The sequence below is a fragment of the Pseudomonas sp. JL23 genome, assembly GCF_056933585.1.
The window spans coordinates 1,517,013-1,533,892 of the sequence record NZ_CM167795.1 but is presented as its reverse complement, the minus strand read 5'-3'; the positions used below and the strand labels follow the sequence as shown (position 1 = coordinate 1,533,892).

19 protein-coding genes are annotated in these 16,880 nt (G+C 58.8%); 13 read left to right on the top strand and 6 right to left on the bottom strand.

What is annotated here, in order from left to right; all coding sequences use genetic code 11:
- The first annotated feature begins 5 nt into the window (after nt 1-5).
- The 5 genes from AC1Z24_RS07175 to AC1Z24_RS07155 all read left to right on the top strand — a co-directional run bounded on the left by AC1Z24_RS07175 (nt 6) and on the right by AC1Z24_RS07155 (nt 3,782).
- Nucleotides 6-1,220: a type II toxin-antitoxin system HipA family toxin gene (locus AC1Z24_RS07175; RefSeq protein ID WP_483745085.1), complete on the top strand. Its 1,215-nt coding sequence runs from the start codon at nt 6-8 to the stop codon at nt 1,218-1,220.
- A 207-nt stretch (nt 1,221-1,427) separates the two neighbouring features.
- Nucleotides 1,428-1,967 (top strand): PAAR domain-containing protein, encoded by a 540-nt coding sequence (locus AC1Z24_RS07170; protein ID WP_483745084.1) that lies wholly within the window; start codon nt 1,428-1,430, stop codon nt 1,965-1,967.
- Nucleotides 1,968-1,972: 5 nt separating this feature from the next.
- Nucleotides 1,973-2,899: a DUF6402 family protein gene (locus AC1Z24_RS07165; protein WP_259099165.1), complete on the top strand. Its 927-nt coding sequence runs from the start codon at nt 1,973-1,975 to the stop codon at nt 2,897-2,899.
- Entirely contained in the window at nt 2,896-3,339 is a 444-nt protein-coding gene (locus AC1Z24_RS07160; protein WP_483745083.1) for a hypothetical protein, read from the top strand. The genes AC1Z24_RS07165 and AC1Z24_RS07160 overlap by 4 nt, the downstream gene beginning before the upstream one ends.
- Nucleotides 3,336-3,782, top strand: a complete 447-nt coding sequence (locus AC1Z24_RS07155; RefSeq protein WP_483745082.1) for a hypothetical protein — start codon at nt 3,336-3,338, stop codon at nt 3,780-3,782. Before AC1Z24_RS07160 ends, AC1Z24_RS07155 begins: the two co-directional genes overlap by 4 nt.
- Before the next feature lie 88 nt (nt 3,783-3,870).
- On the opposite strand, the gene AC1Z24_RS07150 is transcribed toward AC1Z24_RS07155, so the two are convergent.
- On the bottom strand, nt 3,871-4,161 hold the full coding sequence (locus AC1Z24_RS07150; protein ID WP_483745081.1) for a hypothetical protein: 291 nt from the start codon (nt 4,159-4,161) through the stop codon (nt 3,871-3,873).
- A 366-nt stretch (nt 4,162-4,527) separates the two neighbouring features.
- Here AC1Z24_RS07150 and AC1Z24_RS07145 point away from each other — a divergent pair, with 366 nt between their 5' ends.
- The 3 genes from AC1Z24_RS07145 to AC1Z24_RS07135 all read left to right on the top strand — a co-directional run bounded on the left by AC1Z24_RS07145 (nt 4,528) and on the right by AC1Z24_RS07135 (nt 7,063).
- A complete protein-coding gene (locus AC1Z24_RS07145) occupies nt 4,528-4,893 on the top strand; it encodes a topoisomerase DNA-binding C4 zinc finger domain-containing protein (protein ID WP_483746554.1) in 366 nt (121 codons plus the stop codon).
- A 121-nt stretch (nt 4,894-5,014) separates the two neighbouring features.
- On the top strand, nt 5,015-5,602 hold the full coding sequence (locus AC1Z24_RS07140; RefSeq protein WP_483745080.1) for a DcrB/PsbP domain-containing protein: 588 nt from the start codon (nt 5,015-5,017) through the stop codon (nt 5,600-5,602).
- A gap of 381 nt (nt 5,603-5,983) precedes the next feature.
- Nucleotides 5,984-7,063 carry a diguanylate cyclase gene (locus AC1Z24_RS07135; RefSeq protein ID WP_483745079.1) on the top strand — a complete coding sequence of 360 codons (1,080 nt, stop codon included), beginning with the start codon at nt 5,984-5,986 and terminating at the stop codon, nt 7,061-7,063.
- A 73-nt stretch (nt 7,064-7,136) separates the two neighbouring features.
- Here the strand turns inward: AC1Z24_RS07135 and AC1Z24_RS07130 are convergent, their stop codons facing one another.
- From AC1Z24_RS07130 to AC1Z24_RS07115, 4 genes are all read right to left on the bottom strand, one after another.
- Nucleotides 7,137-8,075, bottom strand: coding sequence for a hypothetical protein (locus AC1Z24_RS07130; protein ID WP_483745078.1), 939 nt, complete (start codon nt 8,073-8,075; stop codon nt 7,137-7,139).
- 68 nt (nt 8,076-8,143) lie between these two features.
- Entirely contained in the window at nt 8,144-8,863 is a 720-nt protein-coding gene (locus AC1Z24_RS07125; RefSeq protein WP_259099130.1) for a hypothetical protein, read from the bottom strand.
- A 222-nt stretch (nt 8,864-9,085) separates the two neighbouring features.
- Entirely contained in the window at nt 9,086-9,334 is a 249-nt protein-coding gene (locus AC1Z24_RS07120; RefSeq protein ID WP_483746553.1) for a response regulator transcription factor, read from the bottom strand.
- A gap of 565 nt (nt 9,335-9,899) precedes the next feature.
- Nucleotides 9,900-11,219: an MFS transporter gene (locus tag AC1Z24_RS07115; RefSeq protein ID WP_483745077.1), complete on the bottom strand. Its 1,320-nt coding sequence runs from the start codon at nt 11,217-11,219 to the stop codon at nt 9,900-9,902.
- Between the two features lie 254 nt (nt 11,220-11,473).
- Here AC1Z24_RS07115 and AC1Z24_RS07110 point away from each other — a divergent pair, with 254 nt between their 5' ends.
- The 4 genes from AC1Z24_RS07110 to AC1Z24_RS07095 all read left to right on the top strand — a co-directional run bounded on the left by AC1Z24_RS07110 (nt 11,474) and on the right by AC1Z24_RS07095 (nt 15,341).
- Nucleotides 11,474-11,779 carry a DUF6482 family protein gene (locus AC1Z24_RS07110; RefSeq protein ID WP_483745076.1) on the top strand — a complete coding sequence of 102 codons (306 nt, stop codon included), beginning with the start codon at nt 11,474-11,476 and terminating at the stop codon, nt 11,777-11,779.
- Nucleotides 11,780-11,876: 97 nt separating this feature from the next.
- The gene (locus AC1Z24_RS07105) at nt 11,877-13,124 is read left to right on the top strand and encodes an MFS transporter (protein ID WP_483746552.1); all 1,248 of its coding nucleotides are present in this window, start codon (nt 11,877-11,879) and stop codon (nt 13,122-13,124) included.
- A gap of 277 nt (nt 13,125-13,401) precedes the next feature.
- Nucleotides 13,402-14,667 (top strand): chloride channel protein, encoded by a 1,266-nt coding sequence (locus AC1Z24_RS07100; protein WP_483745075.1) that lies wholly within the window; start codon nt 13,402-13,404, stop codon nt 14,665-14,667.
- A gap of 35 nt (nt 14,668-14,702) precedes the next feature.
- A complete protein-coding gene (locus tag AC1Z24_RS07095) occupies nt 14,703-15,341 on the top strand; it encodes a LysE family translocator (protein WP_259099120.1) in 639 nt (212 codons plus the stop codon).
- Here AC1Z24_RS07095 and AC1Z24_RS07090 read toward each other — a convergent pair whose 3' ends face one another.
- A complete protein-coding gene (locus tag AC1Z24_RS07090; protein ID WP_483745074.1) occupies nt 15,342-16,232 on the bottom strand; it encodes a LysR substrate-binding domain-containing protein in 891 nt (296 codons plus the stop codon).
- Between the two features lie 107 nt (nt 16,233-16,339).
- Here AC1Z24_RS07090 and AC1Z24_RS07085 point away from each other — a divergent pair, with 107 nt between their 5' ends.
- Nucleotides 16,340-16,774: a PACE efflux transporter gene (locus AC1Z24_RS07085; RefSeq protein ID WP_483745073.1), complete on the top strand. Its 435-nt coding sequence runs from the start codon at nt 16,340-16,342 to the stop codon at nt 16,772-16,774.
- Nucleotides 16,775-16,880: the final 106 nt, after the last annotated feature.

Below are 16,880 nucleotides of genomic sequence, written 5' to 3'. Positions count from 1 at the left end.
GGTTCATGAGCAGGCGAAGCGATCGGCTATCTGTCGAGGTCAACGGTATGGCTGTGGGAACGCTTGATCGCAGCGAGGAGAAGCAACGCGATTCGGTCTTTTCGTATGGCGCGGTGGTAGCGGCAGAGAACGCCGTTTCCCTGATCATGCCGGTGCGCCCGGAGAGTTACCACTGGGCGTATGGCGTCCATCCGCTGTTCGAGATGCATATCCCCGAGGGCTATCTCAAAGACCATCTGGTGCGGCGTTTCAGCAAGGCGGTGGGTGGCTTTGATGGCTTGGCGTTACTGGACATTGTCGGTCCGCATCAGCTTGGCCGTGTCGGCATTGCCCATTCAGTCGATAGTGAGTCGCCGCCAGGGATCAAGGTCTCGGAATTGCTGGCCTATGACGGTACGCGGGATCTGTTCGATGACCTGATACAGACTTGTGCGCCCTACTCCGGGGTGTCAGGCGTGCAGCCCAAGGTGTTGGTTCGTGACCTTGATAGCGCCGTCCACCTGGGTGCCACGCACCTGGTAAAAGCCTTCAACGAGTCTGACTTTCCTCAACTGGCCGCCAATGAGTTTTTCTGCATGCGGGCAGCCTTGCACTGCGGTCTTGAGGTGCCGGAGTTTCAGCTTGGCCAGCAGGGCAAGTTATTGGTGGTGAAGCGCTTCGATATCGGTGATCGCGCCTACCTCGGGTTTGAGGATATGTGCGTGCTATCCGGCTGGGGCACGGCGAAGAAATACGACGGCAGTTATCAGGGCTGCGCGCGGCTGATCAAGTCTTATGTCACGCCCCACCGTGTCACCCAGGCGCTGGAAGATTTCTTCGTCATGGTGGCGCTCTGTGCCGGTATCCAGAATGGCGACGCTCACCTGAAAAACTTCGGCCTGCTCTATGAGAGCTGTGCCGAAGACGCCGACATTTGGCTCGCCCCCGCTTACGACCTGGTGACGACCACGGTGTACAAGGGCAACGACATTATGGGGCTGTTGCTGGGTGGTTCGAAGGCCTGGCCCAAGCGCCGGATGCTGGTCCAGTTCGGGCGCAGCTCGTGCAACCTGAGTGAGGCTCGCTGCAATGAATTGCTTGGCAGGGTTCATGACGGGATGCGTCGTGGGATGGCTGAGCTTGCGGACTATCGGAGCAGTCATCCGGGGTTTGAGGTGGTGGGGGACAAGATGACTGCGGCTTGGGAAGCGGGGTTGTCGCGCAGTATTGCTGCGGAGTGAGTTGCCTTGGCGGTTGTAGCCCCAAACCTACAGACTTTCGGCCTGAATCCTAATCACTTCGGGACTTTTCCTACTTACTTTCGAAACGGTTTTATCCAGTCTCTGACTGGTTAGGTTGCTCGATTCCTACTCGTTGATCGGTGCAGTCCTTCGTAATCAAAGGGGCGCCTCTTCGCATGGTCGCCTCGTCATCAGAGAGGGCATTCAATGGCTATTGGATATTTCATTGGCTTGGGTGACAAAACCAGTTGTGGAGGAAAGGTTCTCGATGGGCATGACGGCGTTATGTGGAATGACCTGCTGCATGCACGTGAAGGGGACCGAGTTAGCTGTGGCGTGGACGGTAAAACCTATGAGATCCGCGGCGGTGTTTCGTATTACATCAGCCACGGACGGGCCGTGGCCGGTACGCTGGATAGTGTCAGCACTTGCCCCTGTCAGGCCACGCTGATCCCTTCCACGTTTGACTCCAGCTACGTCGGTGAAGAACGCCCCGCGCAATCAACCCGCTGGGCGTCGGCCACATCACCGCTCTACGCCTCGATCACCACGCACTGCGATGAGCGATTTCAGTTGCTTGATCATCGGCGCGTGCCGCTTGGCCAGCTGGATTACGTATTGCTACAAGACGATCAGTGCGTCGCCTTTGGCAAGCTGGACGAGCGAGGCCACAGCGATGCACATGGCAGCGCAATCCCCACCAGCTTGAGTATTGCAATCAGCGCACCGTCGCCCCTGATGGAGTAACCACGATGTCCTTGAACGATTTCCAGCGTACCAACGCCGTCGGCCCGGATACTTTGTTCTCCATGCCGCAGGGCAGTTCGCAGACTTATGCGCCTGCTGATACACCACCCAAGCAGGTCATCGTTGAGCCTCTGGCGCTAACGCGCTTACCTGTGGCAATGCGCACTATGGGATGGGATACGGCGGCGGCCCTGATGCAGAGATGGTTTGAGAGCCCGGCGTGGCAGATGCCGGATGAATGGAAGCAGCCTAAAACTCAACCAGACTCCATGAGTTTGTCGAAAGCACAGTGCGATGAAAGTATCGTAAAAATGGCCTGGGCTATGAAATATGAGCGTTGTCGCAAAGCCGTAGAAGTTGCGGAATCAAGGTTGACTACACCGAATGCAGCGATGCGTTTGAAAAGCCTTTTAAAAAAATCCGGATGGCAAGGACAAAACGCGTTTGAACTAGGATTTTATAACATGTCCGCCCTTCACATGGATGCGTTCTCCCAAGTAAATTTCTCTCAATTCGGGGAGACATGGGATGTGTTGGACGATATGTACGGAGCCCTGGGTAACGCAACATTAAAGATCGGTGTAGCAGGAAAAGCGTACACCGAAGAAAGCTATACAACCAACCCGACCCGCCATTACTTTTATGTTGAACATGTGGGCTTTTACATCCGTGATTATTATGACTTTAATGGACTTCAATATCTGGGCACATGGGCGCAAGACCGCGTACTGACCAAGACCGAAACAGCCGCTGCCTTCAGTCCGGCAGGGCAATTAATTTTACACATGAAGAATGGGCCTTTCGCGGCCGTCACCAACAGCGACTTTCGTGAATATCGTGATAAAACCTCCAAAGGTGGCGACTATATTATTTACTCCGATATCTTATGGAAAAAGGCCGATCACGTTATTGATTTAGGAACATGGGCTTGAAAATCGCCAGTCGAAGAATTTTCTTTGTTGTGGCCTACATCGGTATAGCCGGTAGCCTATGGGCCGCTTCGCAATGGTGGGAGAAGGGTTTGGCTGCAAGGCTGGGGGAAGCTGATATCAGCCCCGGCGGTTGCTATCGGGTCGAAACATTTAAGCCATTTTGGGTATTGCCCAACATCTTTCACCCAAGGGTCCATCCTGATGAATTGGATAAACCAGAATGGTTCCCCTGGTGGGGCTATCCCGGTTTTTTTCGCCTCTATGATCATCGTACAGGCAAGTTAATTTCAGAAACCAGGATCTACGATTTGGAAACAGGTGGTGGAGGTATGACTTGGGGAGCGGGTTCGGGAGAAATATTTGCCGGTATGATCCCCGTCGGCCCTAACGTGGCTGACTGCATAGGTGACAGGCCCTCAAACCGAACGCCAAAGGTATGACATATTTGTCACGTCAAATCGCCTTTGCGGCGACCTACGTTACTATTGCAGGCGGCCTGTGGGTCGCCTCGCAATGGTGGGAAAAATCCTTGGCAACGAACTTAAGCGCTCCAGTTATAAGCCCCGGCGGCTGTTATCGAGTCGAGACGCTAAAACCGTTTTGGGCGTTACCGAGCCTGCTACAACCAGTGCAGGATCCGAACGAAGAGGGATCAACCAAATGGTTTCAGCTGTGGGGTTATCCTGGCTTTTATAAATTATATGATCACCGCAGTGGAAAGTTGATAGGAGTGAGCAGCGTTTACGATTTGCAATATACTAGCGGGCCTCTGTATTGGGGTAGCAAAAGTTTCCCAGAGGTATCAGCAGGCGCTATATATATTGGTCCTAATGTACCTGACTGCATAGGTGACAGACCTATGCCTCGCAACTCAGCAAACTAAACATCGAAGCTATCGAAATCGCTTTTGTTGCCTCCTAAACCCAGATACTTCGCGAGCAAACCTCGCTCCACCGAGTTCAAGTTGCAGGCTAACCCTTCATCCGCGCCCGATACTCTTGCACCATGGCTTTGGTCACATCTTCCTTGAAACACAACGGCGCGGCGCCGCCGGGGCGGTTGTAGGCGCTGCGTTTGCCGCAGCGGCTGCCGTTGCGGGCGGCGTTGTAGGGGCATGGGCAGTTGCCGGAATAGGCGGCGATGGAGTCGTCGATCAGGCGCTGGGCGATGGTGTCGTCGGTGAGGCTGGCTTCCTTGGCGGTGGCCTGGAAGGTGCTGAGCAGTGCCCATAGGGCGATAAAGACGATTCCTGTCTTTTTCATGGCCGTTCCTTAGCGTGATGGATGAATAATCCCACAGGCTTTTTACCATGATATCAGTAGGCCATTAACTACTTTTTTGCCGGGACAGCTGCGCATGCCTGCATGGGCGGCCCGCGAACAAGTTCGCGCCTGCGCGGACGTGGCGGTATGCTTTCGCGCAGTTCATTCAAGGCACTGTTTATGTCGCGCAAAAAGTCGTTACCGCCTTCTTCTCCTGGCACCGCGCCGGTGCATTTTCTTGGCAGTCAGCCGTGGTGGCTCAGTGTGCTGCTGGCCGTTGCTACGGGCTGGTATCTGCATTCGGTGGCCGTAGAGCCGCTGCCCGAGTTTGCCGGAGGGCATTCGGGTGGGCTGGCGGTGAGTGCGATGTTTCAGAAGATGGCGGTGATTGGCCAATACGTGCTGCCACTTATTTTTCTGGCGGGAGCTGCGGGGTCGGTGTTGCGGCGGCGCAAGGCGGTTGTACTGCCGGAGCCTGAGGTTGCGCCGGAGCCTGAGCCCGCTATTGGTGAGGTAGCAGCGCCTGAAGTGGTTGAAGTGCCTGAGGTCGAACCGGTTGTTACGCCGCCGGAGCCTGAAGTGGAGGTCAAGGCGCCGAATTGCCCGCACTGCAAAAAGCCGATGGTGTTGAAGGTTGCCGGTTCCGGGGCCAATGCCGGGGGGAATTTCTGGGGGTGTGCGGATTATCCGAAGTGTCGGGGGATACGGCCGATTTTTGCGCCGATGAAGTAAAGCGAGCGCTTCGCACTTGATCGCCACGGTGCGGCGGTCCGACAAGCCGGCTCCCACAGGATGAGCCACAGAGGCATAATGCCATCTCGTTTTTCCGGGCGTCATTAGAAGAGGAAGTCGGATGCGCAGGTTCAGTCTCAAAACCGCCGTGGTATGCCTGGCGCTGATCGGTGGCCTGTTTGCCGAGGATGCGCTGGCGGCGAGCAAGGCCAAGCATCCGCCGGCCAAGGTCGCGACGCAGCGGGTGTCGATGCTCGGCGGCAAGCTGGTGTTTGCCCTGCCCAAGGCTTACGTGAAAAGCCCGATGCCAGAGATCGACGACAAGGCCAGGGCGGCCGGGGTCACGGGGTCGCTGTACCTGAACAAGCCCGCCCACCGCGTGGTGATCGTCACCGAGACGCCACTGCCCTCCGGCGCCAAGGTCTCGGCCAATGACAAAAAGACCCTGGACACCATCATTGCCGATGCCCTGACGCAGCAAAAAAGCAGCTACCAGAACTTCAAGAAACTCGGCGAGAAGAAGCTCGTGCGCAAAGGCCTGGGCCTGCGGCAGCTGGATATATCCGGGGATGTGGACGGCGGTCGGGTGATCAGCACGACGATTACCGCAGCCTCGGGCACGCGCACGGCGATGGTCAATGTGATTTCCCTGGAGAAGGACGCCAAGGATCATGGCGTGTTGGTGAAGGGGGTTACTGGGGCGAAGTGAGGGGTTGAAGTGAACCCTGTTGCCTGAACTTACGCCATCTCGCGCAACATCCACAGTACTCGAGGGAGCGCGGCTTGTCGGATCGCCGCACCGCCGCGACGGGGCCGATGCATCTACCCCATCATCTGGGCTCGAAGCACAGCATTCGCGGGCAAGCCGGTGGTGCATTGCAGCGGATGGCCTGGCTTGCGTCAATAACCAACCGGGAGAGCGAATAAAAAAGCACCTGCGTGATAGCGTTTTGATACTTAAGTTTACATATCCGCCCTATGTTATTGCCCAATATATATTTTCTCCATAATGGCAAAATGCTTTGCCTGTATGCGAAACTTCGAAATATCAGGCGGCCCACTTGTCTCGGGCTCAACGGCGGGTAACGAGATGAACAAACACGACGGCAAGGGATTGTCATTTGCCAAGCGCATCTATTTACCGCGCAGTATCGGGTTGGGCATTGGTTTTTTCAGTGTCCTGGCTACGCTGTACCCCACGCACCCGTCGGGCTGGGTCTGGGCGCTGATGGTGTTCAACGGTTTTATCTGGCCCCATGTCGCCTATCAATGGGCGCGGCTGTCGCGTCAGCCGTACCAGGCCGAACGCCGCAACCTGATCTACGACTCCCTGGGCGGAGGCTTCTGGGCCGGGGCCATGGGCCTGAGCCCGCTACCGACGGTGACCGTGTTGTCGATGATGGCGATGAATAACATCGCGGCAGGCGGCCAGCGTTTGTTTATGTACGGCAGCCTGGCGCAAGCCTTCGGGGCGTTGGTCGCCATCCTGATCTTTTCGCCGGCCTTCAATCCCGGCAGTACGCCGCTGCAGATCTATGCCTGTCTGCCGATGCTGGTGATTTATCCGATAGCGGTAGGCCTGGTGTCTTATCAAGTGGCGGTGAAATTATCGGCGCACAAACATATCCTCAGCAAACTCAGCCGTACCGACAGCCTCACCGGTTTGCTCAATCACGGTTCATGGAAAGACCTGCTGAATATCGAGTTCGGCAATTGCCAGACGCTGGAACGCAATACCACAATCGCCCTGATCGATATCGATCACTTCAAGAACATTAATGACAGTTACGGTCATATTGTCGGCGATAGCGTTCTCAAATTGATGAGTGATGCGTTGGTCCGCAAGTTACGCGACAGCGATCTGGTTGGCCGTTACGGCGGCGATGAATTTTGCGTGATTCTGCCCAATACCTCGCGCCAACAGGCTTTTGAGATTCTCGAGCGCCTGCGCCTGGCGATGAATGCCCACCATGACGTGCTGCTACCGCAATTGCAGATTGGCCTCAGTGTTGGCGTCGCCAGCTATGGCCCGCACCTGACGGACGCGGCGATGTGGCTGCACGAGGCGGACAAGGCGCTGTACAGCGCCAAAAGCAGCGGCCGGAACCGGGTGGTCGTGGCCACTAGCGAGCCGCAGCAGTTTGCCTGGTCCAATCCGCAGTTGGAGTAATCAGCTCCCCATCACTGAAAGAAATACGGCACGCGGATGACGCGAACGAGCACCCGCGCGTATCGCGGGGGGTTCAGTCGCGCTTGAAGCGGTCGGCAAGAAAGTCGAACAACCCCAGCTGAGTGTTGCGGCCCAAGACTTTGCTGAGGGTGCGCAAGATGTGTTCCATGGTCGGCGTCGAGAAGCTGGCCTTGGCGCCCCACTTACGCGTCGGGTCGCCAGAGAGGTTCGGGTCGACCTTGGGTTTGGTTGCCGGCTGGGCTGCCAGGACCGGTGCCGATCCGTGGTAGTCCTTGAAGCCGGTAAAGCGCGAGAAACGATTACCCAGCGGCGCGGCTTTTTCTCCGTCGGCGGAGAATTTGTTGACCACTGCTTCGAGAAAGTTGAAGTCGGTATGACGGATATGCGCGTACTTGCTGTCGACAGCGTGGCGGATAAAGTCCGGGTCCAGGTGCGAGGTCTTGAACGCCTCGCTGTCCATGATCCGCTTGATGATTGCCTTGTCGGCGTCGGTGTAGTCGTACTTCTTGGTCTGTTCCGGTATCACGGCAATATCGACCATGGACATCTGCTCGCCATTCTTGCTCTTGCGAAACTGACCCAAGACACCGGCCAGTTGGTCGACATAGCCCAGGTCGACATTTTGCTGCTGGGCATACTCATAGACATTGCCCAGCAAATTGCGATCGGTTGTCGTCAGAAACTGCGCGTCCGGGGACTGGCGCGTGGTGTCGTTGAACTCATTGATGACCGTCGGTTCGATCTTGGGATCGAGGCAACGAAACACCCGGCTCAGCAACAGGGTCTTGCCGCTGATGGACGAAGCCTCCCCCAGATAAACGGCGGGTTTGGCCGGGGCATAAGCGCAGGCTGAGGTGGCGGCTTTTTTGGCCTCTGTCGCTGCAGTTGCTGTCGGTTTGTTGGCCTCTGCCTTCTTGGCCGTGTGCTCCTCAGCGAGCTTGAGGGCATTGAACCGGGCCATGGTGTTGATTTGTGATTGTGGGACTCTCATGGTGCCTCCTTGTTTTACCTGAAGCCCTTGTTCCATCCATGGAAGGGCCTTTGCTGAATGCTGGTTGTTCAACCCGCCGCACGGTTGAGGCGCGGCAGATTGGCCAACAGCCATTCGGGCGTGCGCTCCTGCAACAGCAGGCTGATGGGCGCATCCAGTTGCAGGCGGCCATAGAGCGCCTCTTCACGCTGCAGGTGCTCCTGCTGAACCTGGCGATAGTTGTAGGGGTAGATGCTGCGTTCAATTGGCAGGAGGGCATCGAAGTGTTGCAGCAGGCCGTGGAAGACGATGCGCCGCTCCACCGTTTCACGGGTGGTGGCGATCAGTTTGATGAAGTACTCACCGTCGAGCTGACGTAAGGCCTGGCTGGCGGCATAGCGCTCAGCGAGGGTGAAAGGTGCCAGTTCGTCATACACCACCACGCCGAGAAAGGCCCGGCAGCGCTGTTCGAAAGGGTTTTCGGCATAGGACCGACGATGATGGAAACCCAGCACGAAATCCACGGCACGCTCGGCGTGCTCCCTGCGCTCGGGACGCTGCAGTTCCAGCAAATCATTGAGCTGGGGCGCTTGCCGACCCAGCTCAATGATTTGCCGGGCGAACTGTGCAAAAAGGCCCTTGGGGCCCATCAGCCTGGCCTGCTGCTCGCACAAGACCGAGTGCGACAGCGGCGCCTGCCTGGCCGCCAGCTTGCGGAAGTTGCGCACTGCCACGGGATCGACCGCAATGCAGGCCAACGAGGTCGAAGGCTGCGGCAATTGATCCTGTTGAAGTGAAACTGCATTCATCTTGTGACTCCTTTTGGTGAAATACCCAGACACTCCGCATCTGGTAATGAATACGCGGCGGCGCTCAACAGCCAATTGGAAGAGTCGAATATAGCGCCAGCCCGCAATACAGCGTGCTATCGAGAGTATTAGTCTTGCTGCAGCAACATTAAACGGACTACAGCGAGAACACTGCCACACCCTCCATGACAAACAAACCTCCCTTATCTGGAGCGTCGAATATTAGGTGCCATTTATAGTCGAGCGCAATCCGACAGATGTCGGGGATTTTTCAACTTTTCGCAATCGGGCATGACTCACATGCAGCGCCATGAGTTCGGCACGCCTTTTAACTCCGTACTTTTTGAGCAACGCGGAAACATGGTCCCGGGCCGTGTAAATACTCATGTTCAGCTGTTCGGCAATGTCCTTGTTAGGGTAGCCGCGCAGCACCAGGGCCAATACCTGCGCCTGTCGCAAGGGTGCACGCATCTGTTTTCCTCCTGTTCGCGTTGCTCGTTCCTGAGCATGCAGGATGTCTTCCACAGCATTCATCCTGACCACGAAAAGTGCATCGGCCTGAACTTTGTTTTTTTTAGGAAGTTTTGTTCACCGTTACAAATTAAATAACCCTGTGCATCTCCAGGCTCTACAGCAATGCTAAGCGCCGTACAGAAACCTCCTACACACCAAAGAAAAATCCTACACACCAAAGTAATCCTTCCTACTCAATCTTACTTGCACACAGTTAATTTTCCGGCAACTCCAGACGCAAACCATAAGCTCACGCAAACAGCATTACAATCCGCAGTTACAATTAATTACGGCAAGGAATTATTCATGAGTTCAACAGAGAAAAGGACTTCAAGCTTGTAGGAAATAAACTACATAGAGAACGAGCAATAACTCACATGACAGGAGAGAACGGCCAGCTGGATGAATGCGGTTTTTCTGTAGGAGCGGCTTCAGCCGCGAGAGCGTCCTCCCGGCTAAAGCCGGTCCTACAGATGCGGTGCCAGGATGTCACAGCGACGGTTTCTACCGAAAAATCACGCGCTCAACGCGGTGTATGAGCCGCCTCGGCACCCTCAAGTTGCATCCCTCGGCGCAGGCCAAAGAATGCTGCCGTCCCCAGGCCGACCGCGCCCATCACCGCGCAATAGCCAACGCACACCCACGGGCTCCAGGGCATCAGCATGATCAGCAGTAAAGGCGTCGTACTGGCCCACAGCGCATAGGCAATGTTGTAGGTGAAGGAGATCCCGGAGACGCGAATTTTCGCGGGGAACAAGCCGACCATAGCCGACGGCACGACGCCCACAATCCCACAGCCCAAACCTGCGATGGCGTAGGCAATGGTCAAGGGTAGCCACTGGCCGATCAAGCTCGCATAGAGCAGGCCAACGCCCAGGGGCAGCAGCAGGCTGTAGAGGATCACCCCGCGCCAGGCGCCTATGCGGTCGACCAGATGGCCGGCCAGTACGCAGCCGATATTCAGGAAGACAATGCCCACGCTGCTCAGAGCAAAAGTGTTCATCGGGGTCATGCCAAAGCGCTGCTGCATGACCGTCGGCGTGATGACCACCAGTACCACGACGGCCGAGGTCAGCACGCAGGTCAGCAGCGCTGCCGGCAGCAGTGACTGGCGATGCTCACGCAGTACAGCGCGCAGGGGCAGTTCGGCCATGTCCTGACGCTGGGCGTGCAGAGCCATGAATACCGGTGTTTCACTCAGCCAGCGGCGCAGCCAGACACCAATGACGCCGAACACGCCGCCCAACAGGAACGGCAGGCGCCAGGCGTAGTCGAGGATCTCCACCGGGGTGAAGACCTTGGCCAGCCAGGTCGCAGTCAATGCGCCGAGCAGATAACCGAAGGTCAGCCCGGCCTGCAGCACGCCCAGGGCATAGCCGCGATGGCCATCAGGGGCGTGCTCGGCGACAAACACCCAGGCGCTGGGCACTTCGCCGCCCACCGCTGCACCTTGCAGGATGCGCAGGCCCAGCAGAATCAAGGGCGCCCAATAGCCGATCTGCGCATAGGTCGGCATCAGGCCGATCAGCAGGCATGGCAGAGCCATCATCAGGATGCTCAGGCTGAACACCCGTTTGCGCCCCAGGCGGTCAGCAAAGTGCGCCATCAGGATGCCGCCCAGCGGACGCGCCAGGTAGCCGGTGACGAAGATGCCAAAGCTCTGCAGCAGGCGCAGCCACTCGGGCATTTCCGGCGGGAAAAACAGTTGGCTGAGGGTCAGCGCGAAAAACACGAAGATGATGAAATCGTAGATTTCCAGCGCACCACCCAGGGCAGCAAGGCCCAGAGTCTTGTAGTCGGCCCCGGAAAACCGCGGGGGACGTGGGCGAATATCAACCGTCATGACAGCTCCCATACACAATTCAGTTGACGGTAGGGGCCGTGGCCCGGTTACCGGGCGCGAAGAATAGCAAAGCGTGGGAGGATGGTGCGGGTAGCTTACGATTTGCAGGACAAGCGTATATTTGTGGGACCGGCTTTAGCCGGGAAAGGGCCGGTACATTCACCAGATTTTCTGCGTCTGGAGCGCAACCTTCCCGGCTAAAGCCGGTCCCACACATGGCCACTCAAGACCGCATGAAACCATTGGGGCATAGCATGAACAAACTCGAACTGTTCCATCTGGCAGAGCAAGGCACCGTCGACGAACTCAACCTGCTCTCCCTGGAGTCAGGTATCTATCTGCTGGAAATACGCACGGCCAGCCATACTTCGATGCTGCGCAGTGATCAGGACAAGGTGTTGCACCTGCGCTCCGTGGAGCATGCACGGACGTTTCTGGAGGGTTTGCCCCGGACACCGTTTTTCCTGGTCCATGCTTCGCCCTACAACGAAATGTGCGGCCTGGACGATGCGCCGCAGCAACCTCTGCGAATCCCGGTTTCCCTGCAAGCCTGGCGCTGACGTATTCGGCCCGGAGAATATCCGGCGGCCACGGAACTTAACCTGTCAAAAACCGCACTGAGTCTCAATGCCCGCCTCAGCATCGAGACTGACCGTGATGACTCCTTCGCGCCGCAACAGCGTTGCCCTTGATGCCCTGAACTTCTTCCTCGCAGATGTGCGTGACGGCCTGGGGCCGTATCTGGCCATCTATCTGCTGGCCGTTCAGCATTGGGACCCTGCCAGCATCGGTGGCGTGATGACCGTTGCAGGACTGGTCGCGCTGCTGACCCAGACGCCAGCCGGTGCCCTGATCGACCGGACCCGGGCCAAGCGCGCCGTCGTGATCATTGGCGCATTACTGGTGACAGGCAGCTGTGTCATCCTGCCATTTATTCAGGGTTTTACCTGGGTAGCCCTGACCCAGGCGCTCGGCGCGGCGGCAGCGTCAGTATTTGCCCCGGCCATCGCCGCAATCTCCCTGGGCATGACCGGCGCCAAGGCCTTTACCCGCCGCACCGGGCGCAACGAAACCTTCAACCATGCAGGCAACGCCTGCGCCGCCCTCCTGGCCGGCGGGTTCGCTTATCTGTTCGGGCCGATTGCGGTGTTCTACCTGATGGCGGCCATGGCCCTGGCCAGTATCCTTGCGGTCTCGAGCCTGTCGGCCGATGCCATCGACCATGAAGCCGCGCGCGGGCTTGAGAAGCAAGCCCAGGGCGAAGCCGTGCACGTTTCCGGCTGGAAAGCCTTGCTGCATCATCGTGCGTTGCTGATCTTCGGCGCGTGCTGTGCGCTTTTTCACCTGGCCAATGCGGCGATGCTGCCCCTGGTCAGTCAGAAACTGTCGCAGATAGACCTGAGCCTGGCGACGCCCCTGACTTCCGCCTGCATCGTTGCCGCCCAGGTGGTGATGATCCCCGCAGCCCTGCTGGTCGGCGCCCGTGCCGATCTCTGGGGACGCAAACCGCTGCTGCTGGCAGGATTCGCTATTCTGCCGGTGCGCGGCGTGCTCTATACCTTGTCGAGCGACCCTTACTGGCTGGTCGCCGTGCAGATGCTCGATGGCGTCGGCGCCGGGCTGTTTGGCGCGTTGTTCCCCCTGGTGGTCAAAGATCTGACTCAGGGCACCGGGCGTTTCAACGTCAGCCTCGGCGCCCTGACCACTATGTTCGGCGTGGGCGCCGCGCTAAGCAGTAGCCTGGCGGGAATCGTGGTTCAGCAGGCCGGGTACAACGCGGCCTTCCTCACCCTGGCCGCTGTTGCCGCCCTGGCCCTGGCCCTGCTGATGCTGGCCATGCCGGAAACCCTGCGCTCGCCTGCACCAGAACGCGAGTCTCAGAACGTGGTACGCAGCCCCACCTGAACACTGCGACCTTCAGTCATTTGGTTGTGCCTGTTCTGGCCTCTTCGCGGGCAAGCCTCGCTCCAACGGATCTCCTGCGCGATAACGCGATTTTCGTGGGAGCCGCCTTGCTGGCGATCGAGTGCGAAGCGCTCGCAATATATAAGACGCAATCGCCACCAAGGCGGCTCCCACAAAGGAAATACATCCATGGCGATTCCCCGGATAAACCTATGGATGATGGCGCGCAATTCGCTCAGCCCCCACGCTGCCGCCATTCGTCCCTCGGATTGTTCATATGCGTGCTCACCTCAAACTGGCCCTCGTAGTGATCCTTACCGGCATCGGCGCCGGCCTGGGCGGGATGTTGCTGGCCCTGCTGCTGCATCTGATTCAGCACCTGGCCTACGGTTACGGGCAGGATGCGCTGAGCAGTCATGAGAGTTTCCTGCTGGGGGTCAGCAGTGCCTCAGTGCAGCGGCGGGTTGCGGTCATGGCCTTGTGCGGGGTGATCGGCGGGCTCGGCTGGTGGGCGGTATATCGCTGGGGCCAGCCATTGGTCAGCATCAAGCAGGCTGTCGGGGAGAAGGCGCCGCTGATGCCGGTCAAGACCACCCTCGCCCACGCCTTGTTGCAAATCATCACCGTGGCCCTGGGCTCGCCCTTGGGTCGCGAGGTTGCGCCGCGCGAAGTCGGCGCACTGGTGGCCAGTACCTTGTCGCAATGGGCGCACCTGCCCGTTGCAACTCATCGCCTTCTGGTCGCGTGCGGGGCCGGTGCTGGCTTGGCGGCGGTGTACAACGTACCGCTGGGGGGCGCGGTGTTCGTGCTGGAAGTACTGGTCGGCAGTTTCTCCTGGCCCGCCGCCTTGATGGCTTTGACAACTTCAGCCATCGGCGCCGCCATTGGCTGGCTGGGCTTGGGCGCCGAGTCGCAATACGTATTGCCGAAGCTGCCACTGAGCGCCAGCCTGATCGCCTTCGCGCTGATCTGTGGGCCGCTGTTCGGCATCGCCGCCCAAGGCTTTGTGCGCCTGACCGGCCACGCCCGTCAGCATGCTGCCCGTGGCTGGCAGTTGCCGGTACTGGCGCTGCTCAACTTTACGTTGATCGGCTGCGTGGCGATTTACCTGCCGCAGATCCTCGGCAACGGCAAAGGCCCGGCGCAACTGGGTTTCGACAGCGAACTGGGGATCGGTCTGGCAGCGCTGCTGCTGATGGTCAAACTGCTGATCACTTCCAGCACGTTGCGCGCCGGGGCCGAGGGCGGCTTGCTGACGCCGGGCCTGGCGATTGGCGCACTGCTGGCGATTCTGTTGGGTGGCTTGTGGAGTCTGGCCTGGCCAGGTATTCCCTTGGGCGCTTTCGCGTTGATCGGCGCGGCGGCGTTTCTCGCTTCATCCATGAGCATGCCCATCACGGCAATCGTGCTGATCGCCGAATTCACCCGCATCGACCATGACTTACTCGTACCGATCATCCTCGCCGTGGTCGGCTCGGTGTGCGCCAGTCGCCTGTGCGAGAAAATTAAATCCGTGCCACCTCGAATTCCGGCAATACCCTGACATAGACTGCCTGAACCATCACAAGGATCAGGCTCATGACATTCTCGTTGCTGTTGGCTGTACTGATGTCGGGATTTATCTATGGCATCTCGCCAGGGCCTGGGGTCCTCGCGGTGCTGGGTATTGGCGCGGCCAACGGGCGCAAGGCCGGGGCGGCATTTCTCAGCGGCCATTTGCTCGGTGATGTGATCTGGTGCAGCACGGCCCTGGCGGCGATCATCGGTGCCAAGGTGATCGGCAGCACGGCCTTCGATGTACTGGGCGTATTGAGCGGCCTGTTTCTGTTCTGGCTCGGTTTCAAGGCGATCACCGCCAAGCGCAATAGCGACGGCCAGCCCCAGGCCACGGCACGCCAGCCGTTCTGGCACGGTATCATGTTCGGCCTGACCAATCCCAAGGCTTACCCGGTGGCTGTAGCGACCTTTACCGCGCTGATCTCCAGCCGCGCCGAGCTGTTGAACTGGTCGATGCTGCCGCTGCTGATTCTGCTCAGCACCCTGGGCGGGATCATCGCCTATTCGATCATCATCACCCTGGTCGGCACCCGCCACGTACGCACCCTGTATCAGCGTCATGAACTGACCATCACCCGCATCTGCGGCCTGATGTTCATTGGCTTCGCAATCAATGCCCTGATGCATGCGGTGCCGAGCCTGATCCCGCGCAAGCCCTGATCAGTCTACTGACGTGGCCTGCTGCTCAAGCCACGTCAGGAACTCTCTGACCGGCGATTGCCGTTCGCGTCCCGGCACGCAGACGGCAAAGTAACGCGGCCCCGGCAAGCGCACGTCGGGGCGATAGGGTACGAGCACGCCCTTGGCCAGACTGTCGGCCACCAGCACGCTGCTCGCCAGCACCAGGCCCTGCCCGGCAATCGCCGCGTTCAAGGCGAAATGCTCATCCTCGTAATGACGCAATACCGCCCGCGACAGCCAGTCGCCGTGCCCCGCCGCCGCGCACCAGGTCTGCCAGTCCAGAGCAAAGCCGCCGGGAATCTCCCAACGCAGGTCGATCAGTTCAAGGCGCTCGACAGCCGCCGGATCGGCCAGGCCGGGTGCGGCATAGGCGGCGAAATCCTCGCTCATCAGCGGTCTGTGCAGCAGCGCCGGGTCTTCCCGGGAAACAGTGCGGATGGCCAGGTCGATGCTGGAATCACGCAGCAATTCCACCACTTCATTGGCGGTTTCGACCCGCACGTTGAACGCCGGCCACTGCCGGTAGAAATCTCCCAGCCGGGGAATCAGCCAGGACGCCGCCAGTCCCGGCGTGGTGGTAAGAATCAGGGTGTGTGAATCCGCGCGCGGGCGCAGGGCTTCGAGGCTGCGGCTGATATCGAGCAGGGCCGCGTGGGCGTCGTGGTACAGGCGCTCGCCCTCGGCGGTGAGCTGCACGCCCTTGCCGCTGCGGGTGAACAACAGAGTGCCGAGCCAGGCTTCCAGGGCCTTGATTTGATGGGAGACCGCCGCCGGCGTAACCGCCAGCTCGTCGGCGGCGCTCTTGAAGCTGGCCGAACGCGCCGCCGCTTCGAAGGTGCGCAGGGCGGTCAAAGGAAGTTTGCTGAACACGGGCAGCCTCGCCACAAGTGAATTGAATTGAGCGAGGCTGAATTTATCTCATTTTGCGCCCGCAGGATTTGCCATTAACGTGCAAGCCCTGACCAAGGAGACCCGCCATGCAAGGCCCCGCCCGTAAAGTGCTGCAAGCTGTGCTCTATGAGGGCGTCGCGGTAGCGTTCATTACCCCGATCCTCGACCTGCTATATGACCAGGGCATGGTCTATTCAGGGCTGCTGTCGATTTTGATGTCGGCCAGCGCCCTGGCCTGGAACATGATCTTCAACGCCCTGTTCGAACGCTGGGAAGCCCGCCAGCCACAACGCCAGCGCACCCTGAGCCGACGCCTGCTGCACTCCCTTGGCTTCGAGGGCGGCCTGACCCTGATGCTGTTGCCGCTGATTGCCTGGTGGCTGAGCATTTCCTGGTGGGCGGCCCTGGCCACCAACCTGGGGTTGTTCGGGTTTTTCTTTGTGTATTCCCTGGTGTTTCAGTGGGTGTTTGACCGGGTGTTCGATGTGCCGGAATCGGCGATGGAGCAGCGGTGTACATAAACCGTAGGCCACCTTTGTGGGACCGGCTTCTGCCGGGAATACGCCTTCCCGGCTAAAGCCGGTCCCACAATCACAAGCATCACAACGCCGCCCCCAGCGCCTTGCC

What these genes read in the sequence shown, in the direction of transcription:
- AC1Z24_RS07140 (WP_483745080.1), top strand. Translation starts at nt 5,015, where the DNA reads ATGCGCAGGTTCAGTCTCAAAACCGCCGTGGTATGCCTGGCGCTGATC.
- AC1Z24_RS07175 (WP_483745085.1), top strand. Translation starts at nt 6, where the DNA reads ATGAGCAGGCGAAGCGATCGGCTATCTGTCGAGGTCAACGGTATGGCT.
- AC1Z24_RS07100 (WP_483745075.1), top strand. Translation starts at nt 13,402, where the DNA reads ATGCGTGCTCACCTCAAACTGGCCCTCGTAGTGATCCTTACCGGCATC.
- AC1Z24_RS07165 (WP_259099165.1), top strand. Translation starts at nt 1,973, where the DNA reads ATGTCCTTGAACGATTTCCAGCGTACCAACGCCGTCGGCCCGGATACT.
- AC1Z24_RS07110 (WP_483745076.1), top strand. Translation starts at nt 11,474, where the DNA reads ATGAACAAACTCGAACTGTTCCATCTGGCAGAGCAAGGCACCGTCGAC.
- AC1Z24_RS07105 (WP_483746552.1), top strand. Translation starts at nt 11,877, where the DNA reads ATGACTCCTTCGCGCCGCAACAGCGTTGCCCTTGATGCCCTGAACTTC.
- AC1Z24_RS07125 (WP_259099130.1), bottom strand. Translation starts at nt 8,863, where the DNA reads ATGAATGCAGTTTCACTTCAACAGGATCAATTGCCGCAGCCTTCGACC.
- AC1Z24_RS07120 (WP_483746553.1), bottom strand. Translation starts at nt 9,334, where the DNA reads ATGCGTGCACCCTTGCGACAGGCGCAGGTATTGGCCCTGGTGCTGCGC.
- AC1Z24_RS07130 (WP_483745078.1), bottom strand. Translation starts at nt 8,075, where the DNA reads ATGAGAGTCCCACAATCACAAATCAACACCATGGCCCGGTTCAATGCC.
- AC1Z24_RS07085 (WP_483745073.1), top strand. Translation starts at nt 16,340, where the DNA reads ATGCAAGGCCCCGCCCGTAAAGTGCTGCAAGCTGTGCTCTATGAGGGC.
- AC1Z24_RS07095 (WP_259099120.1), top strand. Translation starts at nt 14,703, where the DNA reads ATGACATTCTCGTTGCTGTTGGCTGTACTGATGTCGGGATTTATCTAT.
- AC1Z24_RS07145 (WP_483746554.1), top strand. Translation starts at nt 4,528, where the DNA reads ATGTTTCAGAAGATGGCGGTGATTGGCCAATACGTGCTGCCACTTATT.
- AC1Z24_RS07150 (WP_483745081.1), bottom strand. Translation starts at nt 4,161, where the DNA reads ATGAAAAAGACAGGAATCGTCTTTATCGCCCTATGGGCACTGCTCAGC.
- AC1Z24_RS07155 (WP_483745082.1), top strand. Translation starts at nt 3,336, where the DNA reads ATGACATATTTGTCACGTCAAATCGCCTTTGCGGCGACCTACGTTACT.
- AC1Z24_RS07170 (WP_483745084.1), top strand. Translation starts at nt 1,428, where the DNA reads ATGGCTATTGGATATTTCATTGGCTTGGGTGACAAAACCAGTTGTGGA.
- AC1Z24_RS07135 (WP_483745079.1), top strand. Translation starts at nt 5,984, where the DNA reads ATGAACAAACACGACGGCAAGGGATTGTCATTTGCCAAGCGCATCTAT.
- AC1Z24_RS07115 (WP_483745077.1), bottom strand. Translation starts at nt 11,219, where the DNA reads ATGACGGTTGATATTCGCCCACGTCCCCCGCGGTTTTCCGGGGCCGAC.